The sequence below is a fragment of the Streptomyces sp. AA4 genome (genome assembly GCF_000158875.1).
GTDB lineage: Bacteria > Actinomycetota > Actinomycetes > Mycobacteriales > Pseudonocardiaceae > Amycolatopsis.
On the sequence record NZ_GG657746.1, the window covers coordinates 1,061,582 to 1,086,893 of the forward strand.

Consider the following 25,312-nt stretch of genomic DNA (forward strand, 5'->3'; position numbering starts at 1 on the left):
ACGGGCAGCGGGTGCTTGTCAAGGCGGGAAAGATGCCTTGACAAGCACCCACCGCCCGCAGGGAGCTTCGTATCGGGGTTGGGGGAGGGGCTGGGTGCCACGCTGTTTGGGTGTATTGGCGGCGGTGTTTGTTGTTCTTACTGGCTGTGCGAGGTGAGTAGGGGCTTGGGGCCCCGTGGGGTGCCGGTGCAGCCTGGGTGTTGGAGGGCTTTCGCGGTGTCGATGGGGGCTGCTGCTGCGGTGTGGAGTTGGGTGTTTCGGACTCGGTCCAGTTCTTCGTCGGTGTATCGGGCGGATTTCTGGTGCCAGTTCGCGATGCCGGTCATCAGGTTTTTCAGCAGGTCTGCGTAGTCGGTGAGGGTGTTTCGTGCTTCCTCGTCCAGGCCGTAGTCGGCGAAGAGGCCGGGCAGGCCTACCTCTACTGCGTGGCGGAATTCGGTCAGCCTTGCTTCTGCCAGGTCGGCGACGATTTGGATGGCTCGGTCTTGGTCTACGTCCAGGAAGGACCTGACTACCAGCACCGCGTTGTGCAGGGCGCCTTCGTATTCTATTTCTTTGCGGTAGGAGAACAAATCGTTGATCAGCCAGGCGTAGTCGGCGGCCGAATCCTCCAGTGCTTCGATGACCCGGTTCCGGTGGATTTCCGGCGGTACCGTGCGGCTGTTGGTCAAGCGGCTGATGCTGGTCACCAGTTCGGAACCGAAGGTGCGGCGGCGCATTTCGACGTAGTCGATCGGGTCCGGGATGCGGTTTTGGGCCTGGTTGGCCACTTCCCACACCCAGGAGTCGATCATGGACTCGACGGTGGCGCGGAAGGCTTCGCGTTCGGCGGGGCTCAGTGGGCCGGTGGTGCGTTGCCACAGGTTGGCCAGGCCGGTTTCCAGCGCCGTTTGCGGGGTGGGCGGGGGTTTGCCGTCGGTGGGCATGAAGAGTTTGAGGCGTTCGGTGGTCAGTCTGGCGGCGGAAAGGTCGTGGGAGAGGGCCTCCGTGTAGTAGTCGTCGGCGTAGGTGCCCCAGGTGAGCCAGTCGGTGGTGAGGGACAGTTGCTCCGGGGGCGCGGCGGGGCAGAGGCCTGCGGAGGCCACCGGTATATCGATCTTGTGCAAGCGGGTGGCGTCCCAGACTCCCTCCGAGAGGAAGCCCATGCGTCGCGGCCAATCGGTGATTTTCTTGCGTTCCGCGGCTAGGTGCGGGCTCAGTTGCAGGCGGAAGGGCAAAGGGAGTGAGGGAAGGGCGACGGGGCCCAGTTGTTCGTGGGGTTGGTGGGTGAAGGCTCGGGTGCGTTGAGGGGCGGTGGCGGTGACGGAGCGGAAGATTCGGGCGGCGGAGGTGCCTAGTCCGGTTGGGCCGCCGAGTATTTCCGGGCCGCTGAGGGTGTCCAGGGCGCCTTTGTTCATGTAGCGGCTTGAGCGCAGGTGCCATTCGTGCCCGCCGGATTGCCAGTCTTGCAGGCCTTTGACGTACGCGAGGGTTTCGGCTCGTCCGGCTGGTTGTACGTCGTGTTCGTCGAAGAGCGCTGGGACTTCGGTGACGGCGGTGTGTTCGAACTGGTGCAGGCGCGAGGTGAGCAGATTGTTTACCGCGTCCGCGGCCTCTTGGGTGGAGCAGCCGAGGAACTTTTCGAAGACCAGGACACTGTTGGAAAGTTCGCCCTCGTCCTCGACTTCCCGCTGGTAGGAGAAGAGGTCGTTGCGGAGGTGCACGGCGTCGGCGAAGCAATCGCGCAGGACTTCCATCGGGCGTTTCGCGGCGATTTCGTCGGGAACCTCGGCGTTCAGCGAGTGTTCGATCAGGTTCGCGGACCAGGGGGCGCCGCCGACTTTGCGGCGCATGGCGACGTACTCGATGGGGTTCGCGATCCGGCTTTCGTTGATGTTGGCCAGTTCCCAGAGGGATTCGTCGAGAAGGTTGCGGGTGCTTTCGCGGAAGCGGTGCCGCCAGCCTGCTGACCGATGCGGGACGGTGCGGTTCCACAGGTCGGTCAGGCCGCGTTCGACGGGGTTTTCCGGGGTTTCGGTGATTTCGCCTTCGGCGGGCATGAAACGCGCGATCCGGTCGAGGTAAGCGCGGGCGTGTTCGATGTCGCCGGTGCGTTTGAAGAGTTCCAGGAAATGGTCGTCAAAATAGAATACCCAGACGTACCAGTCCGTGACGAGGTCGAGTTCCCGCGGGGCGGCGTCGGGATGGGTGTAGGAGCACAGCAGCGCGTAATCGTGGGAGTCGAGGTCGTGCTCGTTCCAGATGACGGTGCCGTGCTGGGGCACGTCGATCATGTCCATCGAGTACGCCCACGCCTTGCTGTGCTTCCGCGCGCCGTCCAGGTGCGGGTTCAGCCGGGCCGGGTAGGACAGATAGAACTCGGGCAGGACGAACGGCTGCACGCGTGCTCCCTCGCCGTCGCGGGTACCGACTCCACGAGGCAAACAGACCGCCCCGGCGCGGCGGAAGCCCTGCCACTCGGCCGATCCGGGGGATCGCCCGTGCGGACCAGCGCGGCCCGCGGAGAGGGTGCCGTTGCGTGCTGCCGCGTCGCTCGACGGTGGACGGCGGGCCGACATCCGGGGGCTGGGCGGTGGCGGTCATTGTCCGCCGGACAGTTTCTTGCAACGTGTGCAAACTGGAGTATCCTCAGATTTTCACACGATGGCAAAGCGGCCAGATCCCCTGTCGGTCACCTCTTCGAGAAACCCAGCGGGCGTGGTGGGCGGGGGAGGCGGCGGCGCCGTCCCGTCCTAGGAGTGACGCTTATGTCGCCTGGTCCCCACACCTCCCGATCTCGTCGGAGACGGCGCGGCGCGCTGGTCGCCGCTGTCGTGCTCGGCGCCGCGGGCACGCTTCCGGTGAGTACCGCCGTCGCGGCCACCACGTCCGGCGGGGTGCTTTACCGGCCCAGCACCGCCAGCGGATCCACTGAGGACGCGAGCTATCCGCGCGTCATCCGCCTCGCGCACAACGGCAGCGCGAACGGCACCCTGCTGGCCACGTTCTCCCATTCCGGCACCGGCGTCGGGAAGGCGAACTTCCCGATCTACCGCTCGACCGACAACGGCGTCACCTGGACGTCCTCGCCGATCAGCACGGTCACCGACACCCAGCACGGCTGGGATCTCGACGGCCCGACGCTCTACGAACTGCCGCGCGCCGAAGGATCGTTGCCCGCCGGCACGCTGCTCGCCGCGGGCACTGCCTGGAACCACGGCGACTACACGCAGCAGGCGGTCGAGGTTTTCGTGTCCACCAATCAGGGCGCGAGCTGGACCTACCGCAGCTCGTGCGCGGCCGAGTCCGGCATGGCGAACACGATCGGCCACGGCATCTGGGAGCCGGAGTTCGCCACCACCGACCACGGGCTCATCTGCTATTTTTCCGACGAACGCTCGTCGGTGAACAACTACGCCCAGGTGCTCGCGCACGCGGTCTCCACCGACGGCGGCCTCACGTGGGGCAACGAGGTCTACGACGTCGCCCTGCAGAACGGCGTCGACCGGCCCGGGATGGCCACCGTCGTCCCCTTGCCCAACGGCACGTACGCGATGACTTATGAGGACTGCAAAGCCGGTGCCGACCCGGACCAGGCCTGCGACGTCTACTTCAAGACGTCGCCGGACGCCGAAGCGTGGAACCCCGGCAGCCTCGGCACCCGGATCGAGACCGCCGACCACCGGTTCCTGCTGCACACGCCGTACCTGACGTGGTCCCCGGCGGGCGGCGCGAACGGCACGCTCATCGCGTCCGGCCAGCGGGTCGTCGCGGGCACGGACGGTTCGCTGGCGATCCAGCCGGAGGACGGGCACGTGCTGTTCGTGAACCGGAACCTCGGATCCGGTCCGTGGCAAGAGATCACGACGCCGGTGACCACCGCGCCGACCGGCGGCTACGACGCGGGCGAGACGGCCTGCGCCGGGTACAGTTCGCCGCTGCTCGGCGCGCCCTCGGGCAACACGTTCCTGATGCTCGCGGGCACGCATTTGTCCACCGGCAAATGCGAAACCGACTTCGGCACGGCGACGCTGCCGAACGCGCAGGGTCGGATCACCGGCCCCGGCACCACCGGCAAATGCGTCGACGTGAACACCAACACGTCGGTCAACGGCAACGCGGTGCAGCTGTACACCTGCGGGATCGCGACCGGACAGCAGTGGTCGCTGGAAACCGACGGCACGATCCGCGCCTTCGACAAATGCCTGAACATCGTCGGCGGCGGCACGGCGAATTCGTCCAAAGTGGAGCTTCGCGATTGCCTAGGCACGGGCGCGCAGCAGTGGCAGGCGCGCGCGGACGGTTCGATTTACAACCCGCAGTCGGGGCGTTGCCTGGACGATCCGCAGGCGCAGACGGCGGATGGCACACAGTTGCAGATCTATGACTGCAACGGCTTGTTCACCCAGGTTTGGCACGTTCCAGCCTGAGCAAAAAAGGGGCGGCCAGCTCAGGCTGGCCGCCCCTTCCCCGTTAAGGATCAGTCCCGCGCGCCGCGCCGGTTCAGTTCCTCCACGACCGCCGCGTCCACGAACGTCCGCGCCGTCACCTTGCCGTCCGTTTCCAGCCACAGGTGCAGCCGCGCCGGGCCGCCCGGTGCGGGAACGGTCAGCGGGAAAGTGTCGCTGAGACGGAACGGTTTAGCTTGCGCGGCAAGCGAAGCGGATGCAGCAGGCAGGTTTCGGGAACCCGACGCACCCCAGCCCGCGTGCAGTGTTCCCGCGATCGGTTCCTGGCCGGTGTGCGAGACGTGCACGTCAAGGGTCAGCGGTTCGTTCGGGACCGGCAGGTCGGCACCGGCGTGTGCGGGCACGAGGTCGACCACCAGGGTCGTCGCCGCGAAGGCGTCGGCCGGGTTCAGTCCGCCCCAGTCCTTCGGCCGCCGGTGCGCGTCCAGCAGGCCCGCCATCTCGTGTTCCACGTCGGTCAGTTCGGTGTAGATATACCCGGAAAACCGGTCGTGCCTGCGGATTTCCTGGGTCTGCCAGCGCACGTGCCAGGCCCGTTCCAGGCTGGTGAACCCGGCCCCGTACTCGCTGTTCAGCACCGGCACGCCGGAGCGTGGAAAGTCGGCCGAACCGTAGAACGATTTGTCGACCAGGAAATCCGGCCGCAGCTTGACCTCGAACGACTCCCTCTCGCCGGACGCGAGCGCGGCGAGGTTTTCCGCCCAGTTGCGCGGGTTTTCGTCGTAGTAATGCCAGTCGACCAAATCCGTCTTGACGTGCGCCCAGCCGGAGTTCTCCACGATCGGCCGCGTGTCGTCGAGCGAGCGCATGAGGTCGTAGGCCCGCACGGCCGCGGCGGCGCGCTCCGGGCTGCCCGGGATGTCCCAGTCCAGGCCCCATTCTTCGTTGTACAGCCCCCAGATCACGATCGACGGATGGTTGCCGTCGCGGCGCACGAGATCCGGCAGTTGCGCCTCGAACGCCGCCGCGGCGGCCGGGCTGAACCGGCTCGGAGCGGGCGGTTCGGCCCAGATCAGCATCCCGGTCCGGTCGGCGTGGTCGAGCCACCGCGGTTCCTCGAACTTCAAATGCTTGCGCACCAGCGAAAAACCGAGTTCGCGCGCCAGGTCGAGGTCGCGAACCAGAGCTTCGTCGTCCGGTGCGGTGAGCCCGGATTCCGGCCAGTAGCCCTGGTCGAGCACGCCTCGCACGTACAGCCGTTCCTCGTTGAGGTACAACGCCTCACCGCGCGTTTCGATCCTGCGGAGGCCGCCGGTCACGGTCAGCCGGTCGGCGTAGTCGCCTTCGCCGACGGTGAGCGCGATGGAGTACAGATGCGGTGATTGCGGGCTCCACAATTGCGGGGAAGGAACCTCCAAGCGACCGGAGAAACGCCCGTCCCGCACCGAAAGAACAGTCTCGCGGCCTTCCAGGAGTGCGACCACGGACGCGCTTTCTGGGGCGTCCCCGGCGAGTTCGCCAACGATGTCAAAGCCGGTCAGCGAATCCCCGCGTACGGAAACTTCAGCGGCGTAAGTGCGTCCGCGAGCTTCGAGCCAGACGCTCTGCCAGATCCCGGACGTCGGCGTGAACGAGACGCCGTCGTAGTCGTCCCGCGGGATCGAACGTTGTTTGCCGTGCGGGATTTCGCGTTTGTCCGCAGGCGCGTCGACCTCGACGGTCAGCTCGGCGGCCCGGCCCGGCTCCAGCACGTCGGTGACGTCGAACTCGAACGAACTGTGCCCGCCGACGTGCGAACCGAGGACCGCTCCGTCGATCGAGACGACCGCTCGGTGATGCACCGCGCCGAAGCACAGTGCCACCCGATGTCCCGCCCACTCCGAAGGAACCGTGATCGTGCGCGTGTAGACCGCGTGCTCCAGCCAGGTCCGGTGCACTCCGGAAGCCGGTGTCTCCCAAGCGAACGGGACGGTGATCGAATCGGGCGCCCCGTCGTCCGCGGCGAACTGCCAGCGGCCGTTGAGGCTCAGCCACCGCGCGGACCGGTCCCGGTCGGGACGCGGATAGCCGGGCCGGGGGACCGCCTCCGCGGCGGTCGGCTCGGCGGCGTTCTCGGCAATCGTCATGGTGTGTCAGCCCTTTACGCTTCCGGCGAGGATGCCGTTGATGAAATGCTTCTGCAGCACGATGAACAGGATCAGGAGCGGGACGAGCGCGACCGACGCGGCGGCGAGCAGTTCGCCGGTCACGGTCGCGTAATCGGCTCCCACCCGGTTGCCCGAGATGTTCTGGGCGAGCGTCGAGAGGACCACCTGGAGGGTGGCCATCCGGCTGGAGCTGGCCGCGACGACCGGCCAGACGAAATCGTTGTAGATGTTCATGATCGTCAGCACGCCGAGCCCGGCGAGACCCGGCCGGATCGCCGGGACCACCACGCGCCAGAAGATGCCGAACTCGCCGCAGCCGTCGACGCGGGCGGCGTCGAGCAGTTCGTCCGGCACCGCCGCGATCACCTGGCGCATCCAGAAGATCGCGAACGCGTCGACCGAACCGGGCAGGATCAGCGCCTGGTAGGTGTTGACCCAGCCGAGTTCCTTCATCTCCAGCAGCAGCGGGATGACCAGCACGATCGTCGGCAGCATCAGGGTGAGCAGCACCGCGCCGAAGATCAGGTTCCGGCCGGCGAACCGGTACTTCGCGAACGCGTAGGCCGCCAGCGGCGCGCAGAACATCGTGATCGCGCCCTTCGCCACGAGCACGAGGCCGGTGTTGATGAACCCGCTGCCGATCGGGACGTCCTGGAACATCCCGCGGAAATTGGCGAGGGTGAGCGTCGCCGGATCGAACCCGAGCGGATCGCGGATGATCTCGCCCGCCGGTTTGAACGACGACAGGATCGCCCAGACCACCGGCGCGAGCAGCGCGACGGTGAGCACCAGGAGGAACGCGTGCGAGCCGAGCAGCGGCCTGGTCCGTCGTGGACGGACGCCGAGGGTGGTCATGTCAGTCCTCCGCTCGGAGCAGCCGGACGAAAAGCAGCGACACCGCCATCACGACGATCACCAGCAGGAACGAGTTCGCCGCCCCGGTGCCGAGATCCGCGCGGGTGATGTGGTTGTAGAGATAGAGCCCGGCCGTGGTGGTCGAGGTGTACGGGCCGCCTTTCGTCACCACGTACGGTTCGGCGAACATCTGGAACACCGCCAGCGTCTGCAGGACGAGGCTGAACATCAGCGAACGGCGCAGCAGCGGAACGGTGATCGACCACAGCTGGCGCGTCCGGCCCGCGCCGTCGAGCGCGGCGGCCTCGTACAGGCCGCGGTCGATCTGCTGGAGTCCGGAAAGGACGATCAGCACCACGAATCCGGTGGTCTTCCAGAGAAACAGCAGCGCGAGGGTCGGTTTCGCCCATCCGCTCGTGACGAGCCAGCCGACCGGCGGGAGGCCGACCGCGCCGAGCATCGCGTTCACCGCGCCGTTGTCCTGGTCGAACAGCACGATCCAGATCTGCGCGACCGCGACCAGCGGCGTCACGAACGGCACGACGAACGCGACCCGGTAGAACCCGCGCAGCCGCTTGATCGCGTTGAGCAGCACCGCCACGAGCACCGCGAGCACCAGCTGCGCCGGGACGATCAAGAGCCACAGCACGCCGGAGTTGCCGAGCGACGCCCAGAATCCGTTGCTGGTCAGCAGATAGCGGTAGTTGTCGAAGCCGATCCAGTGCGCGGCACCGGATCCGTGCCAGTCGGTGAAGCTCAGCCGCAGCGTGAAGAACAGCGGATACACGCTGAAAGCCAAGAACACCAGCACGAACGGCAGCACGAACACGTACGGCGCGAGCAGGCGGCGCCAGGGGAGAGTGTGCCGCCGACGGCGAGGTGCCCGGGAGCGCGGCTCGACGGCCGGTTCCCGGTACACCTTCGCCGCGGGGGAGGCGGAACGAGTGGTCATTTGCGGTCGATCAGGTTGGTCTGGATGTCCTGGCCCGCCTTGTCGATCACCTGTTGCGGGGTGAGCGTGCCGTCCAGCATTTTCTGCAGGTCAGTGCCGAGGTAGTCGACCGCGCCGGACCACCAGGCCGGGATTGGGGCCCCGCCGGGGATTTCCCGGCCCGCTTCGACGGCGGTCTTCCAGACGTCCTGCCCGCCCATCGCGTCGATGGGCCGGAACAGCGGTTTCGCCGGATCGGCGGCGGGAAGATAGGCCGGGACGGAGGTGTTGAGGCCGCCCGGGTAGACCGCGTTGGGGCCGTAAACGGCGGTGTAGCCCGCCTGGTCGAACATCAGGAAGCGGTAGAGCAGCCAGGCCAGCTTCGGGTTCTTGGCGTCCTTGGGGATGACGAACGACGAGCCGCCCATCGCGCCGCTGCGAGCGCCGCCCGCGGTCCACGCCGGCAGCGGCATCGCCCGCCAGTCGCCCTTGGACGCAGTCAGCTGCTGCTGCGGCGCGAAGTCGAACCAGATCGCCCACGGGTAGAAGACCTCGTCGGCCGAGTCCAGCGCGCCGACGTCGCTGGGCTTGAGGTACTCGGCGCGGGTGCCGAGTCCTTCCTTGCGGACGGTGTCCAGCCAGGTCAGGATCTGGTGGTACTGCGGGGAATTCAGCCGCAGCTTGCCGTCCGGACCGGCGAGGCCGGTGCCCAGCTGGCTGGCGAACATCTCGAGCTGGAGCTGGCTGTTGAAGGCGTCCTGCTCCAGGTGGATCGGTTTCGCGCCGGGCTTGAACTGCTGGTACTTCTTCGCCGCGGCGAGCAAATCGTCGTAGGTCTTGATGCCGTTCGGGTCGATCCCGGCCGCGCTGAGCGCCTTCGCGTTGTAGAACAGCAGGCCGGGGTCGAGGTCGAAGGGCACGCCGTAGATGCCGCCGCCCACGGTGTTGACGTCGACCTTCTGCTTCGCGATGTCCTTGGTGTAGGGCGCGAGGACGTCCTTGAGATTCCACAGATGGCTGACGTACCGGCCGACCTTGGCGTCGTCGAGGAAGACGCCGTCGGGCACGTCGGTGCCGGTGATCAGCGTGTTCTGCAGTTTGGAGTCGATGTCGACGGCCTCGTGCTTGACCGTGACGCCGGGGTACTTCGCGGTGAACTTCTTGATCGCGGAATCGAAGACCTTGTACAGGTCGCCGGAGCGGTCCCAGACGGTGATCTCGCCCTTCGGCGAGTCCTCGGACGGGGCCTGCAGCACGGCGTTGTCCGCGGCCGGGCCGTCGGAGCTGATGTCCGGACCGCAGCCGCTCAGCCCGGCGACGAGCAGGGTCGCGGCGGCGGCGACGCCGCCGCGGCGGACGCGGAGGCGGGCTGTCCGTCCGCTCCGTCGGAGAGTGGGATTCATGGCACTCCTTTGTGCGGGACGGCGGCAACGCGGCGTGCGGAGAGGTGCCCGCCGTGGATTTGCCAACGTAGGCAAACTGTACGACATGCTTGCACACGTTGCAAAAGGTAGGATGACTTCCGGCGAAGGGGGCTCCATGGCGGCGACGTTGCGGGACGTGGCGGATCGGGCGCAGGTTTCGGTGCGCACGGTGTCGAACGTCGTCAGCGGATACGAGCACGTCAGCGAGAAGATGCGCCAGCGCGTGCTGCGGGCCATCGAGGAACTCGGCTACATCCCGAACCCGGTCGCGCGCACGCTGCGCACCGGCAAGACGGGGCTGCTCTCGCTGGTGGTGCCGGAGATCGACGTGCCCTACTTCAGCCAGCTCGCCCGCGAGGTCATCGACGCCGCCGCGGACCTCGGCTTCCAGGTGATGATCGACCAGACCGGGCACGACCACGAGCGGGAACGCCAGCTGCTGCGCGGCGGGGGCAGGCGCAATCTGTTCGACGGCATGCTGTTCGCGCCGCTCGCGACGGGCGACGAACTGCGCGACGTGGACCCGGCGCGCTCGTCGCCGTTGATCCTTCTCGGCGAGCACGTCTTCGACCACCGCTTCGACCACGTGGCGATCGACAACGTCGTCGCGGCCCACGACGCGACGACGCATCTGCTCGAACGCGGCCGCACTCGGATCGCGGCCCTCGGCGCGCAGCCGAAGGAGATGTACTCGACGCCGTTGCAGCGCACCGAGGGATTCCGCAAAGCGCTCGACGAGCACGGTCTGGAACCGGTGAACGCGCTGCAGGCCACGGCTGCTCACTACGGCCGGGCGGACGGATACGCGGCCACCGCGTCGCTGCTTCGCGAATCTCCGCGCCCGGACGCCATTTTCTGCTATTCCGACCTGCTAGCGATGGGCGCGATCCGCGCGGTGTTCGACGCCGGCCTGCGCGTCCCGGAGGACGTGGCGATCATCGGCATCGACGACATCGAGGAAGGCCGCTACTCCCGGCCCTCCTTGAGCACCGTCTCGCTGGACACGCCGTTCATCGCGCGGACCGCGGTGTCCCGGCTCGCTGCCCGCATCGAGAATCCGGAGCTGCCCGCCGAGGAGTTCGTCGCGCCGCACAAGCTGCTCGCGCGGGAGAGCACCGGAGCGGGAAGCCGGACTGCCGACAGTGTGTGAGGATGCGGGAATGAGCGAAGAAGAACCCCGCGTCTCCCGCAATGACAGCGAAAACCGCTACGAAGTGTATGCGGACGGCAAGCTCGCCGGCTTCGCCGAATACACCCTGAAGGGCACCGAAACCGTCTTCACCCACACCGAGATCGGCGACGAGTTCGGCGGCCGCGGGCTCGGCAAGGTGCTCGCGAAGGCCGCGCTGGACGACGTCGTCGCGCGCGGCGGCGTGATCGTTCCGGTGTGCCCGTTCATCGCCGGGTACCTGCGCAAGAACGAGGGCTACGCCGAGCACGTCCGGTGGCCCGGACAGCACTGACGCAGGTCAGCGACGTCGTTCGGGTTAGCCCACGTGGGCCGAACGGGGTAGTGGTGTCCGGTTCGTCCGCATTTTTTGGTTATTAACCAACCTTCGTCGGTTCCGCGTTGGTTGCCGGGCAACAACAGTGAGGGTCGTCCCACCGGTCGGTTTCAGCCCACCTGGAGGAAGATCCATGACTTCCCGGAAGACGCTCGTCGCCGGATGCACCGCACTGTCGGCCGCGGCCTTGACCGCCGGCATGTGCGTGAACGCAGCCTCGGCCAGCCCGATGGCGTTCGCCCAAATGCAGGCGAAGGCGATCACCCAGGCGACACAGATCGCCGACACGCTCGGCGCCGGAAACGGCGGCATCTACCTCGAACGCGGCAAGGCGGTCCTGAACGTCACCGACGCCGCGGCGCAGGAGAAGGCCAAGGCAGCCGGCTTCGCGACGAAGCTCGTGAAGCACAGCTTCACCGCACTTACCGGCGCGAAGAACCAGATGGACACGGTCAAGAACGTGCCGCAGACGTCGTGGGGCATCGACACCAAGACCAACCAGGTCGTGGTGAAGATCTACGACTCCGCGTCCCAGGCCACGAAGGACAAGGTCGCCGCGGCCGCGGCGAAGCTAGGCGACGCGGCGCGCGTCGAGCACCGTTCGGGCAAGCTCGCCACCTACATCGCGGACGGCGACTCGATCAACAACGGCCAGTTCACCTGTTCGCTCGGCTTCAACGTGACCAGGGGCGGCCAGCCGTACATGCTGACCGCGGGCCACTGCACCAACGAGGGCGGCACCTGGTCCGGCGGCGACGTCTCGGGCGCGCAGGTCGTCGAAAGCGACTGCCCCGGTGCCGACTCCGGCCTGCTGACCCGCCCGAACGGCACCGGTCCGGGCGCGATCAACACCGGCCAGCAGATCACCAGCGCCGCCAGCCCGACCGTCGGCGAGCAGATCCAGAAGATGGGCCAGACGACCGGCGGCGGCAGCGGCGAGGTCACCTCGGTGGACGAGTCGGTCAACTTCGACGTCGGCGTCCTGAACCACGAGTTCGGCACCACCGCCCACACCGACCACGGCGACTCGGGCGGCCCGGCGTACGACGGCGACAAGGGCCTCGGCACCCTCTCCGGCGGCGACACTCAGACCAGCTACTTCTACCCGCTGACTCTGGAACTGCAGTCCTACGGCCTCGAGCTCGCCTGAGGTTTTCAGTTCTCCAGCCCGCCGTCCCTCTTCCGGGGCGGCGGGCTTTTTTCCGATTTTGTCGTACCCCGGGCTTAAAGTTGCCCGCATGAAGCCGAGCCCGGCCCGCACCCTCTGGAACACCATCGAACCGATCCACGCAGTCGTCTACTTCGCCCCGGAACCCGCCGCGGCGGCGAAGGACGTCGGCTTGCGCGGCTGGTGGATGGGCTACTTCGCGGGCCGAGCCGCACCGCTCGGCCCGATCGGACCGGAACCGGTCACGTCGATGTTCTTCGGCTTCGCGCCGCGGATGGTCGAGCGAGCGCTGCCGGACGCGTGGACGTTCGCCTCTCCCGCCGACGTGCTGCGCACCCGAGTGGAAGCGGTCGAAGCGGCGTTGGCGCGGTTGCTCGGGCCGGACACTGTGGACGAACTGGCCGCGCTGCTGGAACAAGCGGCCGCCGCCTGCTCGTTCGACGCGCGCCCACTCGCCGCCGCCTGGTCCGCGGTGCCGCGCCCAGACCGTCCGCTGGCCCGGTTGTGGCTGGCGACCGCTGTCCTGCGCGAACATCGAGGAGACGGCCACGTCCTGGCCGCGGTCGCCTCCGGTCTCACCGGTCTGGAAACCACCCTCACGCACATCGCCACCGGCGCGACTGCCCGCGAGCAAGTCCAGCGCGCCCGAGGCTGGACCGACGAGGAATGGGCCGAGGCAACCGCCACCCTGATCGATCGCGGCCTGCTCGACGCCGAAGGCCTGACCCCCGCCGGCGCGGAAGTCCGTCGAACGATCGAAGAAACCACCGACCGGCTGGCGGCCGCCCCGCTCGAAGCGCTGGGTCCGTCCGGGGTCGACCGGGTGTTGGAGCTGGCGGTCCCGTTGAGCCGACGGATTATCGACAGCGGAGGTGTTCCCGTCCCCAATCCGATGGGCGTGGGCCGTCCTTGAGGTCGATTGCCTGGTTCCCGCTTGCCGCTGAGCCGCAGGTGAGGGCGTAGCCCGCCCTGGTGTCGATTCCCCGGTTCCCCGCTCGACGCACTGGTGACAGGCACGAGAAGGGAGCCCGGGAGATGCTGCTGGAAGGCAAAAACGCGGTCGTGTACGGCGCTGGCGGAGGAATCGGCGGCGCGTTCGCGCGAGCGTTCGCCGAGGAAGGCGCGCGAGTCTTCCTGGCCGGACGCACCCGCGAAAAGCTGGACCGAGTGGCCGACGAGATCCGCGCCGCTGGCGGCACCGCCGACGTCGCGGTAGTCGACGCCCTCGACGAGAAGTCCGTCGACGCCCATGCCGACGCAGTAGTCGAAACCGCGGGCAGCCTCGACATCTCGGTGAACGTGATCAGCCACGGCGATGTCCAGGGAACACCCATGATCGAGATGTCGCTGGCGGATTACGAACAGCCGGTGGTCAACGGCGTGCGCACGACGTTCCTCACCATGCGCGCCGCCGGCCGCCACATGAAACGCCAAGGCAACGGCGTCGTCCTCCTCTTCGGCGGCGACGGAGACCCCGTGCGCAACCACGCGGTCGGCGGCCTGCAAGTGGGGTTCTCGGCGCTGGAAGCGATGCGCCGCCAACTCGCCGCCGAACTCGGCCGCTACGGCGTGCGCACCGTGACCCTGCGGACCGGCGGCGTCCCGGAGACCATTCCCGCGGACTTCCCCGGAGCCGAGGCCCTGGCCGCGGAACTAGCCGAACCCACCATGCTGGGCCGCACGGCAACCCTGGCCGACGTCGGTGCGGTAGCGGCGTTTGTCGCGTCCGACCGAGCCCGCACGATGACCGCGGCGACGGTGAACGTCAGTTGCGGTGCGCTGGTGGATTAGGCCTTTCGCCAGGACACCGCTTGCTGCGAGTTGAAGCTGTCTGGAGGGGCCGTGAGTCCGGTGTCGGGGCGGAACCGCTGCCGCAGGGTCAGCCCTTCGCGCGAGCGGAAATCTGCTGCACCGACCAGCTGTTGCCGTCAGGATCCGAGAAGTGGATGAACCCGATGTTGTCGAGATCTTCGAGCGCCCCAGTGCCCGGATCCGGGCCGTAGAGCTGCACCTCTCCGACCTCGACCCCGCGCTCCACTAGTTCCTCGCGGGCTTTCCGGACGTCGGCGACGACCAGCTGCAGACCCTTCAGCGACCCCGGCGGCATGTCCGGCACCATGCCCTTCCCGAGCACGATCGAGCAGCCCGATCCCGGCGGCGTCAGCTGCACCAGGCGCAGGCCCGGACCAGGGCTGATGTCGTGGTCGAGGCGGAAGCCGACTTGGTCGACGTAGAACGCTTTGGCCCGGTCCACGTCGGTTACCGGGACGACGACGACCTCGAGAGTCCAGTCCATGGGACGAGTTCTAGCGGCGGCGCGAGCAGGCGGTCAAGCGCTCGCCAGCTCCACCCGGTTCCGGCCCGCCTGCTTGGCCCGGTACAGCGCGGCGTCGGCGGCCACGAGCACGTCGTCGACGCTCGCGAGGTGCTCGGCCGGGTACAGCGCGCAGCCGATCGAGACGGTCAGGTCGCTGATCACCGAGTCCTGGTCCGGCAGCGCGACGACCACCTGCGGGATCCGCCGCCGGATGCGGTCGGCGATGTGGCCGAGGTGCTCGGCGCTCGGGATGTCCGGCAGCGCGATCGCGAACTCCTCGCCGCCCCAGCGGCCGCACACGTCCTGCTCGCGGACCTCGTCGCGCAGGGACAGCGCGATCTCGCGCAGCACCAGGTCGCCGGTGGGGTGGCCGTAGGTGTCGTTGATCGCCTTGAAGTGGTCGAGGTCGAGCAGCAGCACGCCGACGCTGTCCTGGTTCGCCCGCGCGCGTTCGAGGTAGCGCTCGGTGACCGTGCGCCACCAGCGTTTGGTGGCCAGCCCAGTGGTGACGTCGGTGCGCGCGTCGCGCTGGAACTGGGTGAGCAGCAGCCCGCGGTGCAAGGCCACGAGCGCGATCACGACGCCCGCCAGGATCAGCGGGTTGGCCAGCAGCAGGAGGGCCGCGGTGACCAGGCCGAGCCCGATCGCGCCGGCTTCGAGGAGCTGGTCGCCGAAGCCGGAGAACAGGTCGGCGAACGACCGCGGCGGGCTCGACAGCGCGATCGCGACCATGACGAGCGCGGTGTTGATCGCCCAGCGCAGTCCGGCGGCGAGCACGAAAACGACCAGGTCGAGCAGGCCCGGACCGAAGCCGCCGGCGAGCCCCCCGGGGTATTCGTGCATGCCGAGCGCGAGCACGGCGACCGCGGCTTGCGTCCCGCACAGGACGGTCGCGCAGGAGAAAATCCAGCGGTGCGGCAGGACGGGCCGTTCGCGCGGCCAGATCCGCCACCACGCGACGGCGTAGGTGAGCACGACCATCGCCGACGCGAGGATCGCCGGCAGCGCCACCACGGCGGCGATGCTCCACACGGCCTTGGTGTCGACGTACGCGACGGTGGGCGCTCGGCTGTACTCGCGCTGCCGTTCGATGTGCCGGGTCGCCTCGATCGCGAGCGCCGCGCACACGGCGAGCACGCCGAAGCGGATCAGGTCGATCTGGTGCACCGGGGCGAGCCACGCGGTGGCGACGGTGGTGCCCACGGCCACGACGTTCACCAGCAGCACGTACATGCGGACGTGAGAGGGCAACCGCCATAGGCGCCAGCCTGTGAACCACCCGGCAACTCGTCCGCGCACTCTTCACCTCACCCGATTGGCTTCTACGGTAAACGACGAGGCGCGTTGTGTGCTGCCTGTCGTCCGGACTCTGGGAAGCCCCGGGGCGATTTCGCCCGGACAGCCCAGCGCCAGACGGCCGGCGAGGGGAGGTGGCCACTGTGAGTAGTGGCCAGCTGCTCCGAATCCGGGCCGGACCAGGGGATCCACGAGGGTCTCTTTTGGCCTCCCCTGGCCACTTTCGGTGACCGGCCTACCGGCGATGACGTGCGAAAACCGCCGAAGGCGCGACTCTGAAACGGAGGTGACGACAGTGCGCGACAACAACTGGACGGCTCTTCGGTGACCTCGGTCTCCCTCGCGGTCTCGACCTCGAGTCGAGACTTCGGTCTTCGCGGCTGAGAGGAGGTGCCCACAGTGCGGGACAACAACTGGTGAATACGGCTCGACCGGGAATCCGGGATGCGGAAAGGAGGCGTCGAGATGCGCGACAACAACTGGGCTCGCTGAGCCGGCTGAAACCACTGCACGAAATGCGAGAGGAGGAGGTGAACGACTGCCATGCGCGACAACAACTGGACCCGCTGAAGCCCGTTGGCTGCTGATCACCGAGGAGAAAGGGGAGCGCTGTACGTGACAACAACTGGACTCGCTGAAGTCCGCTGATTACTGACCGTCGAGGTGCGAAAGGAGTCGCCGCGATGCGGGACAACAACTGGATTCGCTGAATCTCCGGGGCACTGATCACCGACCTCGCGAAAGGAGCCGCGCCGTGCGTGACAACAACTGGGCTCGCTGAGTCCCGCCGACCATCGCCCGTCAATGCCGCGAAGGGAGCTGCCGCGATGCGCGACAACAACTGGACCCGCTGAGCCGCTGCAACCACTCACCGTCGAGCCACGAAAGGAACGCCGCTGTGCGCGACAACAACTGGATCCGCTGAGCCAGCCGACCACTGTCCCATCAACTCGCGAGAGGAGTCGCGCCGTGCGTGACAACAACTGGACCCGCTGAACCCGGTCGCCCACCAACCACCGAGCCGAAAGGAACCGCCGCGTGCGTGACAACAACTGGACCCGATGAGCCGCCCGACCACCGTCCATCAACTCGCGAGAGGAGCCGCCGCCATGCGTGACAACAACTGGACCCGATGAGCCGCCCGACCACCGTCCATCAACTCGGGAAAGGAGCCACGCCGTGCGTGACAACAACTGGACCAGCTGAACCCCGCCGTCCGCCAACCACCGAGCCGCGAAAGGAGCCGCCGCCATGCGCGACAACAACTGGACCCGCTGACCCGACCCCCAGCCCGCCCCACGAGGAGGTGAGAGGGCATGCGTGACAACAACTGGACGTGACCGAAACCGGTTCCGCGGCGCACCCGTCCCGCGGATTACGGCGCGGGAGGTGGGGTGGCCTCGTCGAGGGGAGATCGGCGGGGCCGCACCGCGCGGTCCGCTCGGACCGCCCGCGTCCACGCGATTCCGGCCGCCGCCGCGCAGCCGGCCCCGGCGACGGCGGCGATCGCGACCACCGTCGTCGGCGCGAAGGCCAGCGCCAGCGCGCCCGCGGCCGCGATCGTCAGGCCCTGCGCCGCGCGCAACGCCGCGATCGCGACCCCGATCACCTGGCCGCGCTGTTCCGGCGGCGCGGCGAGGCTGTACTGCACCTGGGTGATCAAGTCGTGCGCGGAAAACATCCCGGAGACCGTCCAGACCGCCACAACCACCGGCAATGCGGGCGTCCAGCCGGTCGGCAGCAGGACGAGACTGCTCGCCACCGCGAGCGGACCCAGCCAGCGCACCTGCCGCGCCCGCGGCAACCGGCTGATCAGCAACGCGCCGAGCAGAGTCCCGACCGGGTTCGCGACCAGCAGCCAGCCGAGTACGCCGGTGCCGCCGAGTTGCGCGGCCACCGGCACCGCCAGCCCTTCCGGCACCACGTAGAACCCGCAGCAGCACGCGATCGCGAGCAGCGACCGCAGTTTCCGATCCCGGGCGACCAGCCGGCAGCCCGCCTTCAACGAAGCCCATTGCGGCGCGTGTTCGGCCACCTTGGACACCGGGTACAGCCGCAAACCCCAGCGCAGCGCGGCTGCCGACACCGCGAAGGTCACCGCGTCCGCCCACAGCGCGCCTGAAACGCCGAGCCAGGCGACCACCGCGGCACCCGCGCCGAAGCCGATCACCAGCGCGGCCTGGTACGTCGAGGAGAGAATCGCTTGACCGGTCGCCAGTTTCTCCTCGCCCAACAGGTCCGGCAGGACTGCCTGCCGCGCCGCCTGAAACGGTCCGGCCGCGAGTTGCACGACTACGAGCAGTCCGGCGGCGACCGGCCACGGCATGCCGGGAATCGCCATCAACGCGACCAGCAGCGCGCGCACGACATCCGCGACCACGAGCACGGTGCGGCGCGGGAACCGGTCGGCGAGTCCGCCGAGCGCACCGCCGAGGAGGTCCGGCAAATAGGTGAGCGCGTACGTCCCGGCGGCCCAGCCCGCGGACGCCGTTCGGTTGAATACCAACACAGTCAGCGCGACCCGGGCTAGTTGGTCACCTGCCACCGACAGCACGTGCGCGAGCCAGAGCGCACGGAATTCGCCCATCCGGAACACGCTCCGGAAAGACGGCGCTGTCGTGGTCATGTGCTCACCCTGTCGTGACCCGGCCACCGGGAGCAACCCCGGGCGGGCGCGGGTGGGTCGCGGATCAGGCTCCGGCCGTCCGTGGAAAACTGGGTGATCGCCGTCCGTGGATGATGTCGCACCGAAGGGTTTTCCGTTGACCGAGGAGAGCCGGCAGGTCGCCGGTCGCTACGAGCTCGTCGAACTGATCGGCAGCGGCGCGATGGGGATGGTCTGGCGCGGGGAGGACAAGATCCTCGGCCGCGTGGTCGCGGTCAAGGAACTCCTCATGCCCGTGAACCAGGGCGAGGACAAGGTCGAGGAAGCCCGCAACCGCGCCATGCGCGAGGCCCGCATCGCCGCCCGGCTGCAGCATCCGAACGCCATCTCGGTGTTCAACGTGGTCGAGCACGAGGACCGGCCGTGGCTGATCATGGAGTACCTGCCCTCGCGCAGCCTCGCGGTGAAACTGCGCGAGGACGGGCCGCTGACCGTCGACGAGGCGATCCCGTTCGGGGTGCAGCTGGCCGGCGTGCTCGCCGCCGCGCACCGGGCGGGGATCGTGCACCGCGACGTCAAACCGGGCAACGTCCTGCTCGGCGACGACGGCACTACGGTCAAGGTGACCGACTTCGGCATTTCGCGCGCGGTCGGCGACGTCACGCTCACCGCGACCGGCGAAATCTCCGGCACGCCCGCGTTCCTCGCGCCGGAGGTCGCCCGCGGCGAGGAGGCGACGTTCGCGTCCGACGTGTTCGCCCTCGGTGCGACGCTGTACATGGCGGTGGAAGGCGAACCGCCGTTCGGCACCGCGGACAACGCGATCGCCTTGCTGTACCGGGTTTCCAGCGGTTCGATCAACCCGCCGAAACAGGCCGGGAAGCTGGAGCCGCTGCTGCTGAAGCTGCTGGAACTCAAACCGGAGGACCGGCCGTCGATGGCCGAGGTCGTCACGGAACTGCGCAAACTGGACGGCGGCGTCACCCCGGTCGCGGCGGTCCCGGAACCGCCGACGCTGCCGGACGCCGAACCGCCGGCCGTGCCCACCACGGTCGCGGTTCCTGCCGCGGGTGCTGCTGTGGCGCCCGCGGGATCGGCCGCCGCCGCTCCGCCCGCGGGCTCGGACCGAAGACGCCGCGGGATGATCTTCGCCGGGGCGGGCGCGCTGCTTGTCGTGCTCGCCGTGATCGTCACGGTTCTCCTTACTCGTAACCACGGGGAGGAAAACCCGGCCGCGAACCCGCCGCCAGCTGGCACGAGTTCCGCGGCTTCCAGCGCTCCGGCGCCTTCGTCGGCTTCGCAGCCGTCGCCGTCTACTACGCCTTCATCGAGCGCTCTGCCGACTTCCAGCTCGGCGTCGAACTCGCCGGACGCGATGGCATCCGCGCTGCGCACCTACTTCTCGTACCTGCCGAGCAATCTGGAGAGCGGCTGGGCGATGCTCAGCGACGGGTTCCGCGCCAAGAAGAACCAGACCTTCGAACGGTACAAATCCTGGTGGAGCCAGTTCAGCTCGGTGACGGCGAACGACGTACAGGTCACCGGCGAGAACACGCTCACCGCGAAGATCACGTACCACCGTGCCAGCGGCGGTACGACGACCGAGTTTCACCACTACACGATGTCGCAGCGGAATGGTGCGTGGCAGATCGAGGTGGAGAGCTAGTTCTCTTGCGCGACGGCGGAGGGGCGCCCGCCGTGCGATGGTCTTGGGTGCGGCGGCGTGTGACGGATGGAGATGGAGCGCCAGCTGTCGAGCAGTTGCGTGCTGGTGGTGGGGCTGCGGCTGGGGTATGCCGCTGCGCGGTGTGGTGATGCGACGGCGAGTGGCGGATTAAGGCGGAGAACTCTCCCATCCGCGATGGCGACGGCTGGCGCGAGGCCGTCGCACGGTGTTGCGGCGCAACGACGCTCGACGGATCGCGCGGAGTGCTAGTTCTCGTGCGAGACGGCTTGGGTATGCCGTTGCTAGTTCTCGTGCGCGGTGTACTGCTCCGCGGCGTCGTGGTGCGACCGCAGCTGTCGATCGACGCCGAGAACTAGCTCTCGTGCGGTGGCGACGGGTGTGCGACGGCTGAGTGGCGCCGCCGCACGGTGTCGTAGCGCGGGCGGATCGACTCCGCGAACTAGCTCTCCAGCAGCAGCGCGATCGCGCCGGCCGTGTCACGGTCCGGGCCGACTCGGACGGTGTGCAATCCGGCGGACCGTGCGGGTTCGACGTCCGCGCCGACGAGCCACGCGTCGTCCAGGGTGGTCTCGCAGCGTTCGGCGGCCAGCTCGAACAGCTTTGGGTCCGATGTGGACAGTCCGTCCGGCCCGGCGAGCGCCCAGCCGTCCACGAGTCCGGCGATTCCGGTGCACAGCAGCGTGGACAGCTGCGGTTCGCCCTCGCCGAGGACGCCGATCCGCCAGCCCGCCGCGCGCAACCGGGGCAAGCCGGTCAGTACGCCGGGCGTGGCGGGGACGAGCGCGGGAAAGCGTTCGCGGTAGGCGTCTTCGAGGTCCGGTTCCTGCAGGTCGAAGCGTTCGCGGAGGTCCTTGAAGAACGCCGCCCGGTCGGCGCGCCCTCGGTCGTCGGCGGCGATGAGCCATTCGGCTTCCGCGTCGGCGAGCCGGTGTTCCGCGCAGAACTCCCACGCCCAGCGGCGGAATCCCTCCGCGCGATCGACGAGCGTGGTGTCGAGGTCGAACAGGACGAGCCGCACGGGGGAGAGGTTAGCGTGTTCCGTCCGGCCTCCGGGAAGTTTTTCTACTCCGTTCGAGTGAACGAATCCCGGTTTTTGTCGGTGTTCGATGCGAACATATGTTCGTGACAAGCGAAGGACCGATCCTCCACGCCGACCTCGACGCGTTCTACGCCTCGGTCGAGCAGCGCGACGATCCCCGGCTGCGCGGCAGGCCGGTGATCGTGGGCGGTGGCGTGGTGCTGGCCGCGAGCTACGAGGCCAAGGCGCTGGGCGTGCGCACCGCGATGGGCGGGGCGCAGGCCAGGCGGTTGTGCCCGCATGCCGTGGTGGTGCCGCCGCGGATGTCGGTCTACAGCGCGGCGAGCAAGGCGGTGTTCGAGGTGTTCCGGCAGACGACGCCGGCGGTGGAAGGAGTGTCGATCGACGAAGCTTTCTTGGACGTCGGCGGTCTGCGGCGGATCGCCGGACGTCCGTCGGAGATCGCGGTGCGGCTGCGCGCGGAGGTGCTGGCGCAGGTCGGCCTGCCGATCACGGTCGGAGTGGCGCGCACGAAGTTCCTCGCGAAGGTGGCGAGCGGGGTCGCGAAACCGGACGGTCTGCTGGTGGTGCCGCCGGAGCGCGAGCTGGAATTCCTGCATCCGCTGCCGGTGGAGCGGTTGTGGGGAGTGGGAAAGGTGACGTCGGCGAAGCTGCGGGAACGCGGCGTCCGCACCGTGCGCCAAGTCGCCGAACTGCCCGAGGCCGCGCTGATCTCCATGCTGGGCCCAGGTTCGGGACGTCACCTGCACGCCCTGGCGCACGGACGCGACCCCCGCGCGGTCCAGCCAGGAAAACGCCGCCGCTCGATCGGCTCGCAACGCGCTCTGGGCCGCCGCTCCCGGTCGCCGGCTGAGCTGGACGAGATCGTGGTGTCTATTGTGGACAGATTGGCGCGGCGGCTGCGAGGCGCGTCGCGAGTCTGCCGGACAGTGGTGCTGCGAATGCGCTTCGCGGACTTCACCCGTGCCACGAGGTCGCATACACTCGCCGACAGCACCGACCACACGGAAACGTTGCTGTGCGCGGCCCGCAGTCTGCTGGCGGCGGCGCAACCGCTGGTGTACGACCGGGGTTTGACGTTGCTGGGCCTGTCGTTCTCGAACCTCGACAGCCATGGCGCGGTGCAGTTGGCGCTGCCGCTGGATCAACCGTCCAGCCCCGCGGTGTCCGCGGAGGCGACCGCGCTGGATTCGGCGGTGGACGCGTTGCGAAACCGCTTCGGCGCGGCTGCACTGACTCGGGCGGCGTTGCTGAGCCACGAGGCGGGAATGGAGATGCCTATGCTGCCGGATTGATCGAATGCGGTGGTCCCGCGGACACTACGCGGCGGTTCGGACGACTTGCGCGCAAGTGCGGGAGGTCATTGTCCGGCCTCTGGACAACAGGTCATTGTCCAGCATCAGGGATGGAGATGCTGGTGCCGACCGAGTGTGGTGGCTCCGCGAGGGCTGTTACCCGAGCCGGGAGGGGCAATCCCGGCGGGGTTGGCTGATGGGCGAGGTTCGGCCCGCCGGGATTTGCACACTCCGCGTGCGAGAGGGTGTGACCCAGCCGGAATCTGGCGTGGTGCGGCGAGTTTCGTCCTTCTGGTTCGGAATCCGGTGAAGGTCACGGTGCCCGTGCCCCGCGATCGACGTGGGCTCGACGCTCTCGCTGATTATTCGGCGCTGCCTCGGATAGGCGGGAACGCGGGAATGCCGCGCGGGCTAGATCTGCCGGATCATGCCCTGCGTCAGGCCCGTGGTCGCGCCGACCCGGGCGCTGCGCCGAGCGCGGCGATCCGGTGCTGCATCAAGCGCGGCGACCTGGCGTCGCACCGGGCGCATTGACTCGGCGTTGCATTGGGCATGGTGGCTCGGTGCTGCGTCGGGCGTGGCGGCTGGGCGTTGCGTCGGGCGTGGCGGCTCGGTCCTGCATCGAGCGCGGTGATCCGGTGCTGCATCGAGCGCGGCGACCTGGCGTCGCACCGGGCGCACCGACTCGGCGTTGCGTCGGGCGTGGCGACTCGGTGCTGCATCGGGCGTGGCCGCTCGTGGTTGCGCCGAGCGCGGCGTGCCGGGGCTGTACCGAGCCCGGCGACCCAGCGGCGCACCGAGCGCGGGGTGACCCGACTCAGCTGCGTGAACGAAGCTCGCTTGCTGGCTTCTCCTGGCTGGCGGCCCAGGACGCCAGCAGGGCCAGGCCGTCCGCGGTCGGGGTGCCGGTGGGGGCGGTGTAGACGTTCAGGAGCAGGCCGGGGTCGGTGGGCAGGTCCATCGATTCGACGTCCAGGTCGAGCCGGCCCACTGCGGGATGGTGCAGGCGTTTGCGGCCGGACCGGTGGAGCCGCACGTCCTGGGACGCCCACCGCTGGCGGAACAGTTCGCTGTGGGTCGATAGTTCGCCGACCAGGGCGATCAGGTCCTCGTCGTGCGGATTGCGGCCGGCTTCCATGCGCAGCTTCGCGGCTACGTCGGAGGCGATTCGGTCGTAGTCGACGAAGAAGGCTCTCGCCGCCTCGGGTTCCAGGTACACGAACCGTGCCGTGTTCGCGGGGCGTCGGGGTTCGGTCAGCATCGGTGCATACAGTGCGCGGGCTAGGGGATTCGTGGCCAGTACGTCGTAGCGGCCGTTGCAAATCCAGGCCGGAGCGTCGGTGATGGCGGCGAGCACCTGGTGCAGCGCCGGACGCACTGTCGCGACAGGTCGGCGGCGGGCACGCCTGGGCGTCCTGGATTGGCGCGCGAGCTGGAACAGGTGGTCGCGCTCCGCCTCGTCGAGGTGCAAGGCGGAGGCCACTGCTTCGAGGACCTCGTCGGAGGTGCCGGAGAGGCTGCCGCGCTCCATGCGCACGTAGTAGTCGACCGATATGCCCGCCAGCAGCGCCGCCTCTTCGCGGCGCAGGCCTTTGACGCGACGGTTGCCGCCGTAGGCGGGCAGTCCGGCCTGTTCGGGCATGATCCGCGCGCGACGGGAGCTCAGGAATTCCTTGATCTCAGTGCGCAGATCGATCGTGGCCACCCTGTCACCGTAGCCGCTGGCCGCAGTCTGAGGGAGGCACTGCGAGTACCCCGACGGCTGCGGACTCCTCGCCGGCGGGAGGGAAAAGCTCGCGGTGCCGCCGTCGGCCGGGGCGACGGCGCTTGTCAGGTGGGACGCGGCTCGGCTGGCGAGGAGATATGGCGTCGAGGTGCTTGTTGCGGTGGTGGCAGTGCCGCCGTCGACTGTGACGGCGCTTGGAGGGCCGGCTCGGTTGGTGAGGAATGCGGTGGCCCCTGGGGCCTGGTGCGGTGGGTAGTGCTGCCGTCGACTGGGGTGACAGCGCCGGTCAGGTAGGAACCCGCCCGGCTGGCCAGGAACACCGCGACGCCTGCCATGTCGTCGTCACGGCCGAGGCGGCGTAGTGGGGTCTTCGCCGCGATCTTGTCGCCGATGGCGTCGATCGTGGCCACCATCATGTGCGACGGGAACACTCCTGGCGCTACCGCGTTCACCGTGATGTGCTGTGGGCCCAGCACCCTGGTGAGTTGATGGAGCGCGGCTTTGCTGCTGGCGTACGAATAGTTGGGTGCCTCGGCGACGTGGATGGCGGCGATACTTCCGATGTTGATGATTCGCGCGGGATCATCGGCAGACCCCGCCCGGCGCAGAGCGGGGAGCAGCGCTTGCACCAGCCAGAACGGCGACTTGAGGTTGAGGTCTAACACCGCGTCCCAGGCCTCGGCGGGGAACGTCTCCAGCGGTTCGCGCCACATTGCTCCGGCGTTGTTGACGAGGATGTCCAGGTGCTCGGAGTCGGCGGTGACCAGGTCGGCGAGGCGTTGACACGGTCAGGTTTGGACAGGTCGGCGGGGATTGATCATCTCGCGCAGATCGAGGCTCGGATTCCCTGAGCGCCGGGTCAGCGCAAAAGCTATCCAGCCGATCGGTTGGTCGCCGTCAATCAAGCGGTCTAGTCCGAATGTGTACTC

General features: G+C 68.4%; 18 protein-coding genes and 1 pseudogene. 8 read left to right on the top strand and 11 right to left on the bottom strand.

What is annotated here, in order from left to right; all coding sequences use genetic code 11:
• Positions 1-137: 137 nt before the first annotated feature.
• Entirely contained in the window at positions 138-2,381 is a 2,244-nt protein-coding gene (locus SSMG_RS05085) for a terpene synthase (protein ID WP_009073415.1), read from the bottom strand.
• A gap of 459 nt (positions 2,382-2,840) precedes the next feature.
• Here SSMG_RS05085 and SSMG_RS05090 point away from each other — a divergent pair, with 459 nt between their 5' ends.
• Complete coding sequence (locus SSMG_RS05090) at positions 2,841-4,409, top strand: sialidase family protein (RefSeq protein ID WP_234392801.1); 1,569 nt, start codon at positions 2,841-2,843, stop codon at positions 4,407-4,409.
• Positions 4,410-4,459: 50 nt separating this feature from the next.
• Here the strand turns inward: SSMG_RS05090 and SSMG_RS05095 are convergent, their stop codons facing one another.
• The 4 genes from SSMG_RS05095 to SSMG_RS05110 are packed head-to-tail and all read right to left on the bottom strand — an operon-like array spanning position 4,460 to position 9,724.
• A complete protein-coding gene (locus SSMG_RS05095; RefSeq protein WP_009073419.1) occupies positions 4,460-6,514 on the bottom strand; it encodes a glycoside hydrolase family 2 protein in 2,055 nt (684 codons plus the stop codon).
• 6 nt (positions 6,515-6,520) lie between these two features.
• Positions 6,521-7,390 (bottom strand): carbohydrate ABC transporter permease, encoded by an 870-nt coding sequence (locus SSMG_RS05100; RefSeq protein WP_009073421.1) that lies wholly within the window; start codon positions 7,388-7,390, stop codon positions 6,521-6,523.
• A 1-nt stretch (position 7,391) separates the two neighbouring features.
• Positions 7,392-8,342: a carbohydrate ABC transporter permease gene (locus tag SSMG_RS05105; protein ID WP_009073424.1), complete on the bottom strand. Its 951-nt coding sequence runs from the start codon at positions 8,340-8,342 to the stop codon at positions 7,392-7,394.
• Positions 8,339-9,724 (bottom strand): ABC transporter substrate-binding protein, encoded by a 1,386-nt coding sequence (locus SSMG_RS05110; protein WP_009073426.1) that lies wholly within the window; start codon positions 9,722-9,724, stop codon positions 8,339-8,341. Before SSMG_RS05110 ends, SSMG_RS05105 begins: the two co-directional genes overlap by 4 nt.
• 136 nt (positions 9,725-9,860) lie before the next feature.
• Between SSMG_RS05110 and SSMG_RS05115 the strand changes: the two genes are divergently transcribed.
• From SSMG_RS05115 to SSMG_RS05135, 5 genes are all read left to right on the top strand, one after another.
• Positions 9,861-10,895, top strand: a complete 1,035-nt coding sequence (locus SSMG_RS05115; protein WP_009073428.1) for a LacI family DNA-binding transcriptional regulator — start codon at positions 9,861-9,863, stop codon at positions 10,893-10,895.
• 10 nt (positions 10,896-10,905) lie between these two features.
• On the top strand, positions 10,906-11,208 hold the full coding sequence (locus tag SSMG_RS05120; protein WP_037712608.1) for a GNAT family N-acetyltransferase: 303 nt from the start codon (positions 10,906-10,908) through the stop codon (positions 11,206-11,208).
• A 175-nt stretch (positions 11,209-11,383) separates the two neighbouring features.
• Positions 11,384-12,400, top strand: coding sequence for a S1 family peptidase (locus SSMG_RS05125; RefSeq protein ID WP_037712611.1), 1,017 nt, complete (start codon positions 11,384-11,386; stop codon positions 12,398-12,400).
• Positions 12,401-12,488: 88 nt separating this feature from the next.
• Positions 12,489-13,331, top strand: coding sequence for a hypothetical protein (locus SSMG_RS05130; protein ID WP_037712612.1), 843 nt, complete (start codon positions 12,489-12,491; stop codon positions 13,329-13,331).
• A 122-nt stretch (positions 13,332-13,453) separates the two neighbouring features.
• Entirely contained in the window at positions 13,454-14,209 is a 756-nt protein-coding gene (locus tag SSMG_RS05135; protein WP_009073437.1) for an SDR family NAD(P)-dependent oxidoreductase, read from the top strand.
• 88 nt (positions 14,210-14,297) lie between these two features.
• Here the strand turns inward: SSMG_RS05135 and SSMG_RS05140 are convergent, their stop codons facing one another.
• The 3 genes from SSMG_RS05140 to SSMG_RS05150 all read right to left on the bottom strand — a co-directional run bounded on the left by SSMG_RS05140 (position 14,298) and on the right by SSMG_RS05150 (position 18,657).
• Positions 14,298-14,714, bottom strand: a complete 417-nt coding sequence (locus tag SSMG_RS05140; protein WP_009073438.1) for a VOC family protein — start codon at positions 14,712-14,714, stop codon at positions 14,298-14,300.
• 33 nt (positions 14,715-14,747) lie between these two features.
• On the bottom strand, positions 14,748-15,968 hold the full coding sequence (locus SSMG_RS05145; RefSeq protein ID WP_037712614.1) for a diguanylate cyclase: 1,221 nt from the start codon (positions 15,966-15,968) through the stop codon (positions 14,748-14,750).
• A 1,438-nt stretch (positions 15,969-17,406) separates the two neighbouring features.
• Positions 17,407-18,657 (bottom strand): MFS transporter, encoded by a 1,251-nt coding sequence (locus SSMG_RS05150; protein ID WP_037712616.1) that lies wholly within the window; start codon positions 18,655-18,657, stop codon positions 17,407-17,409.
• 136 nt (positions 18,658-18,793) lie between these two features.
• Between SSMG_RS05150 and SSMG_RS05155 the strand changes: the two genes are divergently transcribed.
• Positions 18,794-20,302, top strand: coding sequence for a serine/threonine-protein kinase (locus tag SSMG_RS05155; protein WP_009073446.1), 1,509 nt, complete (start codon positions 18,794-18,796; stop codon positions 20,300-20,302).
• Positions 20,303-20,762: 460 nt separating this feature from the next.
• Here SSMG_RS05155 and SSMG_RS05160 read toward each other — a convergent pair whose 3' ends face one another.
• Positions 20,763-21,341 (bottom strand): HAD family hydrolase, encoded by a 579-nt coding sequence (locus SSMG_RS05160; protein WP_100266708.1) that lies wholly within the window; start codon positions 21,339-21,341, stop codon positions 20,763-20,765.
• A 104-nt stretch (positions 21,342-21,445) separates the two neighbouring features.
• Here SSMG_RS05160 and dinB point away from each other — a divergent pair, with 104 nt between their 5' ends.
• The gene (gene dinB, locus SSMG_RS05165; RefSeq protein WP_286156933.1) at positions 21,446-22,657 is read left to right on the top strand and encodes a DNA polymerase IV; all 1,212 of its coding nucleotides are present in this window, start codon (positions 21,446-21,448) and stop codon (positions 22,655-22,657) included.
• 817 nt (positions 22,658-23,474) lie between these two features.
• Here dinB and SSMG_RS05170 read toward each other — a convergent pair.
• Together SSMG_RS05170 and SSMG_RS05175 are read right to left on the bottom strand one after the other, a co-directional pair.
• Positions 23,475-24,353, bottom strand: a complete 879-nt coding sequence (locus SSMG_RS05170; RefSeq protein WP_199786159.1) for a helix-turn-helix transcriptional regulator — start codon at positions 24,351-24,353, stop codon at positions 23,475-23,477.
• Between the two features lie 290 nt (positions 24,354-24,643).
• Positions 24,644-25,168 (bottom strand): annotated as a pseudogene (locus SSMG_RS05175) (SDR family oxidoreductase); the annotation flags it as partial.
• Positions 25,169-25,312: the final 144 nt, after the last annotated feature.

What these genes read in the sequence shown, in the direction of transcription:
- SSMG_RS05095 (WP_009073419.1), bottom strand. Translation starts at nt 6,514, where the DNA reads ATGACGATTGCCGAGAACGCCGCCGAGCCGACCGCCGCGGAGGCGGTC.
- SSMG_RS05100 (WP_009073421.1), bottom strand. Translation starts at nt 7,390, where the DNA reads ATGACCACCCTCGGCGTCCGTCCACGACGGACCAGGCCGCTGCTCGGC.
- SSMG_RS05105 (WP_009073424.1), bottom strand. Translation starts at nt 8,342, where the DNA reads ATGACCACTCGTTCCGCCTCCCCCGCGGCGAAGGTGTACCGGGAACCG.
- SSMG_RS05110 (WP_009073426.1), bottom strand. Translation starts at nt 9,724, where the DNA reads ATGAATCCCACTCTCCGACGGAGCGGACGGACAGCCCGCCTCCGCGTC.
- SSMG_RS05115 (WP_009073428.1), top strand. Translation starts at nt 9,861, where the DNA reads ATGGCGGCGACGTTGCGGGACGTGGCGGATCGGGCGCAGGTTTCGGTG.
- SSMG_RS05120 (WP_037712608.1), top strand. Translation starts at nt 10,906, where the DNA reads ATGAGCGAAGAAGAACCCCGCGTCTCCCGCAATGACAGCGAAAACCGC.
- SSMG_RS05125 (WP_037712611.1), top strand. Translation starts at nt 11,384, where the DNA reads ATGACTTCCCGGAAGACGCTCGTCGCCGGATGCACCGCACTGTCGGCC.
- SSMG_RS05130 (WP_037712612.1), top strand. Translation starts at nt 12,489, where the DNA reads ATGAAGCCGAGCCCGGCCCGCACCCTCTGGAACACCATCGAACCGATC.
- SSMG_RS05135 (WP_009073437.1), top strand. Translation starts at nt 13,454, where the DNA reads ATGCTGCTGGAAGGCAAAAACGCGGTCGTGTACGGCGCTGGCGGAGGA.
- SSMG_RS05140 (WP_009073438.1), bottom strand. Translation starts at nt 14,714, where the DNA reads ATGGACTGGACTCTCGAGGTCGTCGTCGTCCCGGTAACCGACGTGGAC.
- SSMG_RS05145 (WP_037712614.1), bottom strand. Translation starts at nt 15,968, where the DNA reads ATGTACGTGCTGCTGGTGAACGTCGTGGCCGTGGGCACCACCGTCGCC.
- SSMG_RS05150 (WP_037712616.1), bottom strand. Translation starts at nt 18,657, where the DNA reads ATGACCACGACAGCGCCGTCTTTCCGGAGCGTGTTCCGGATGGGCGAA.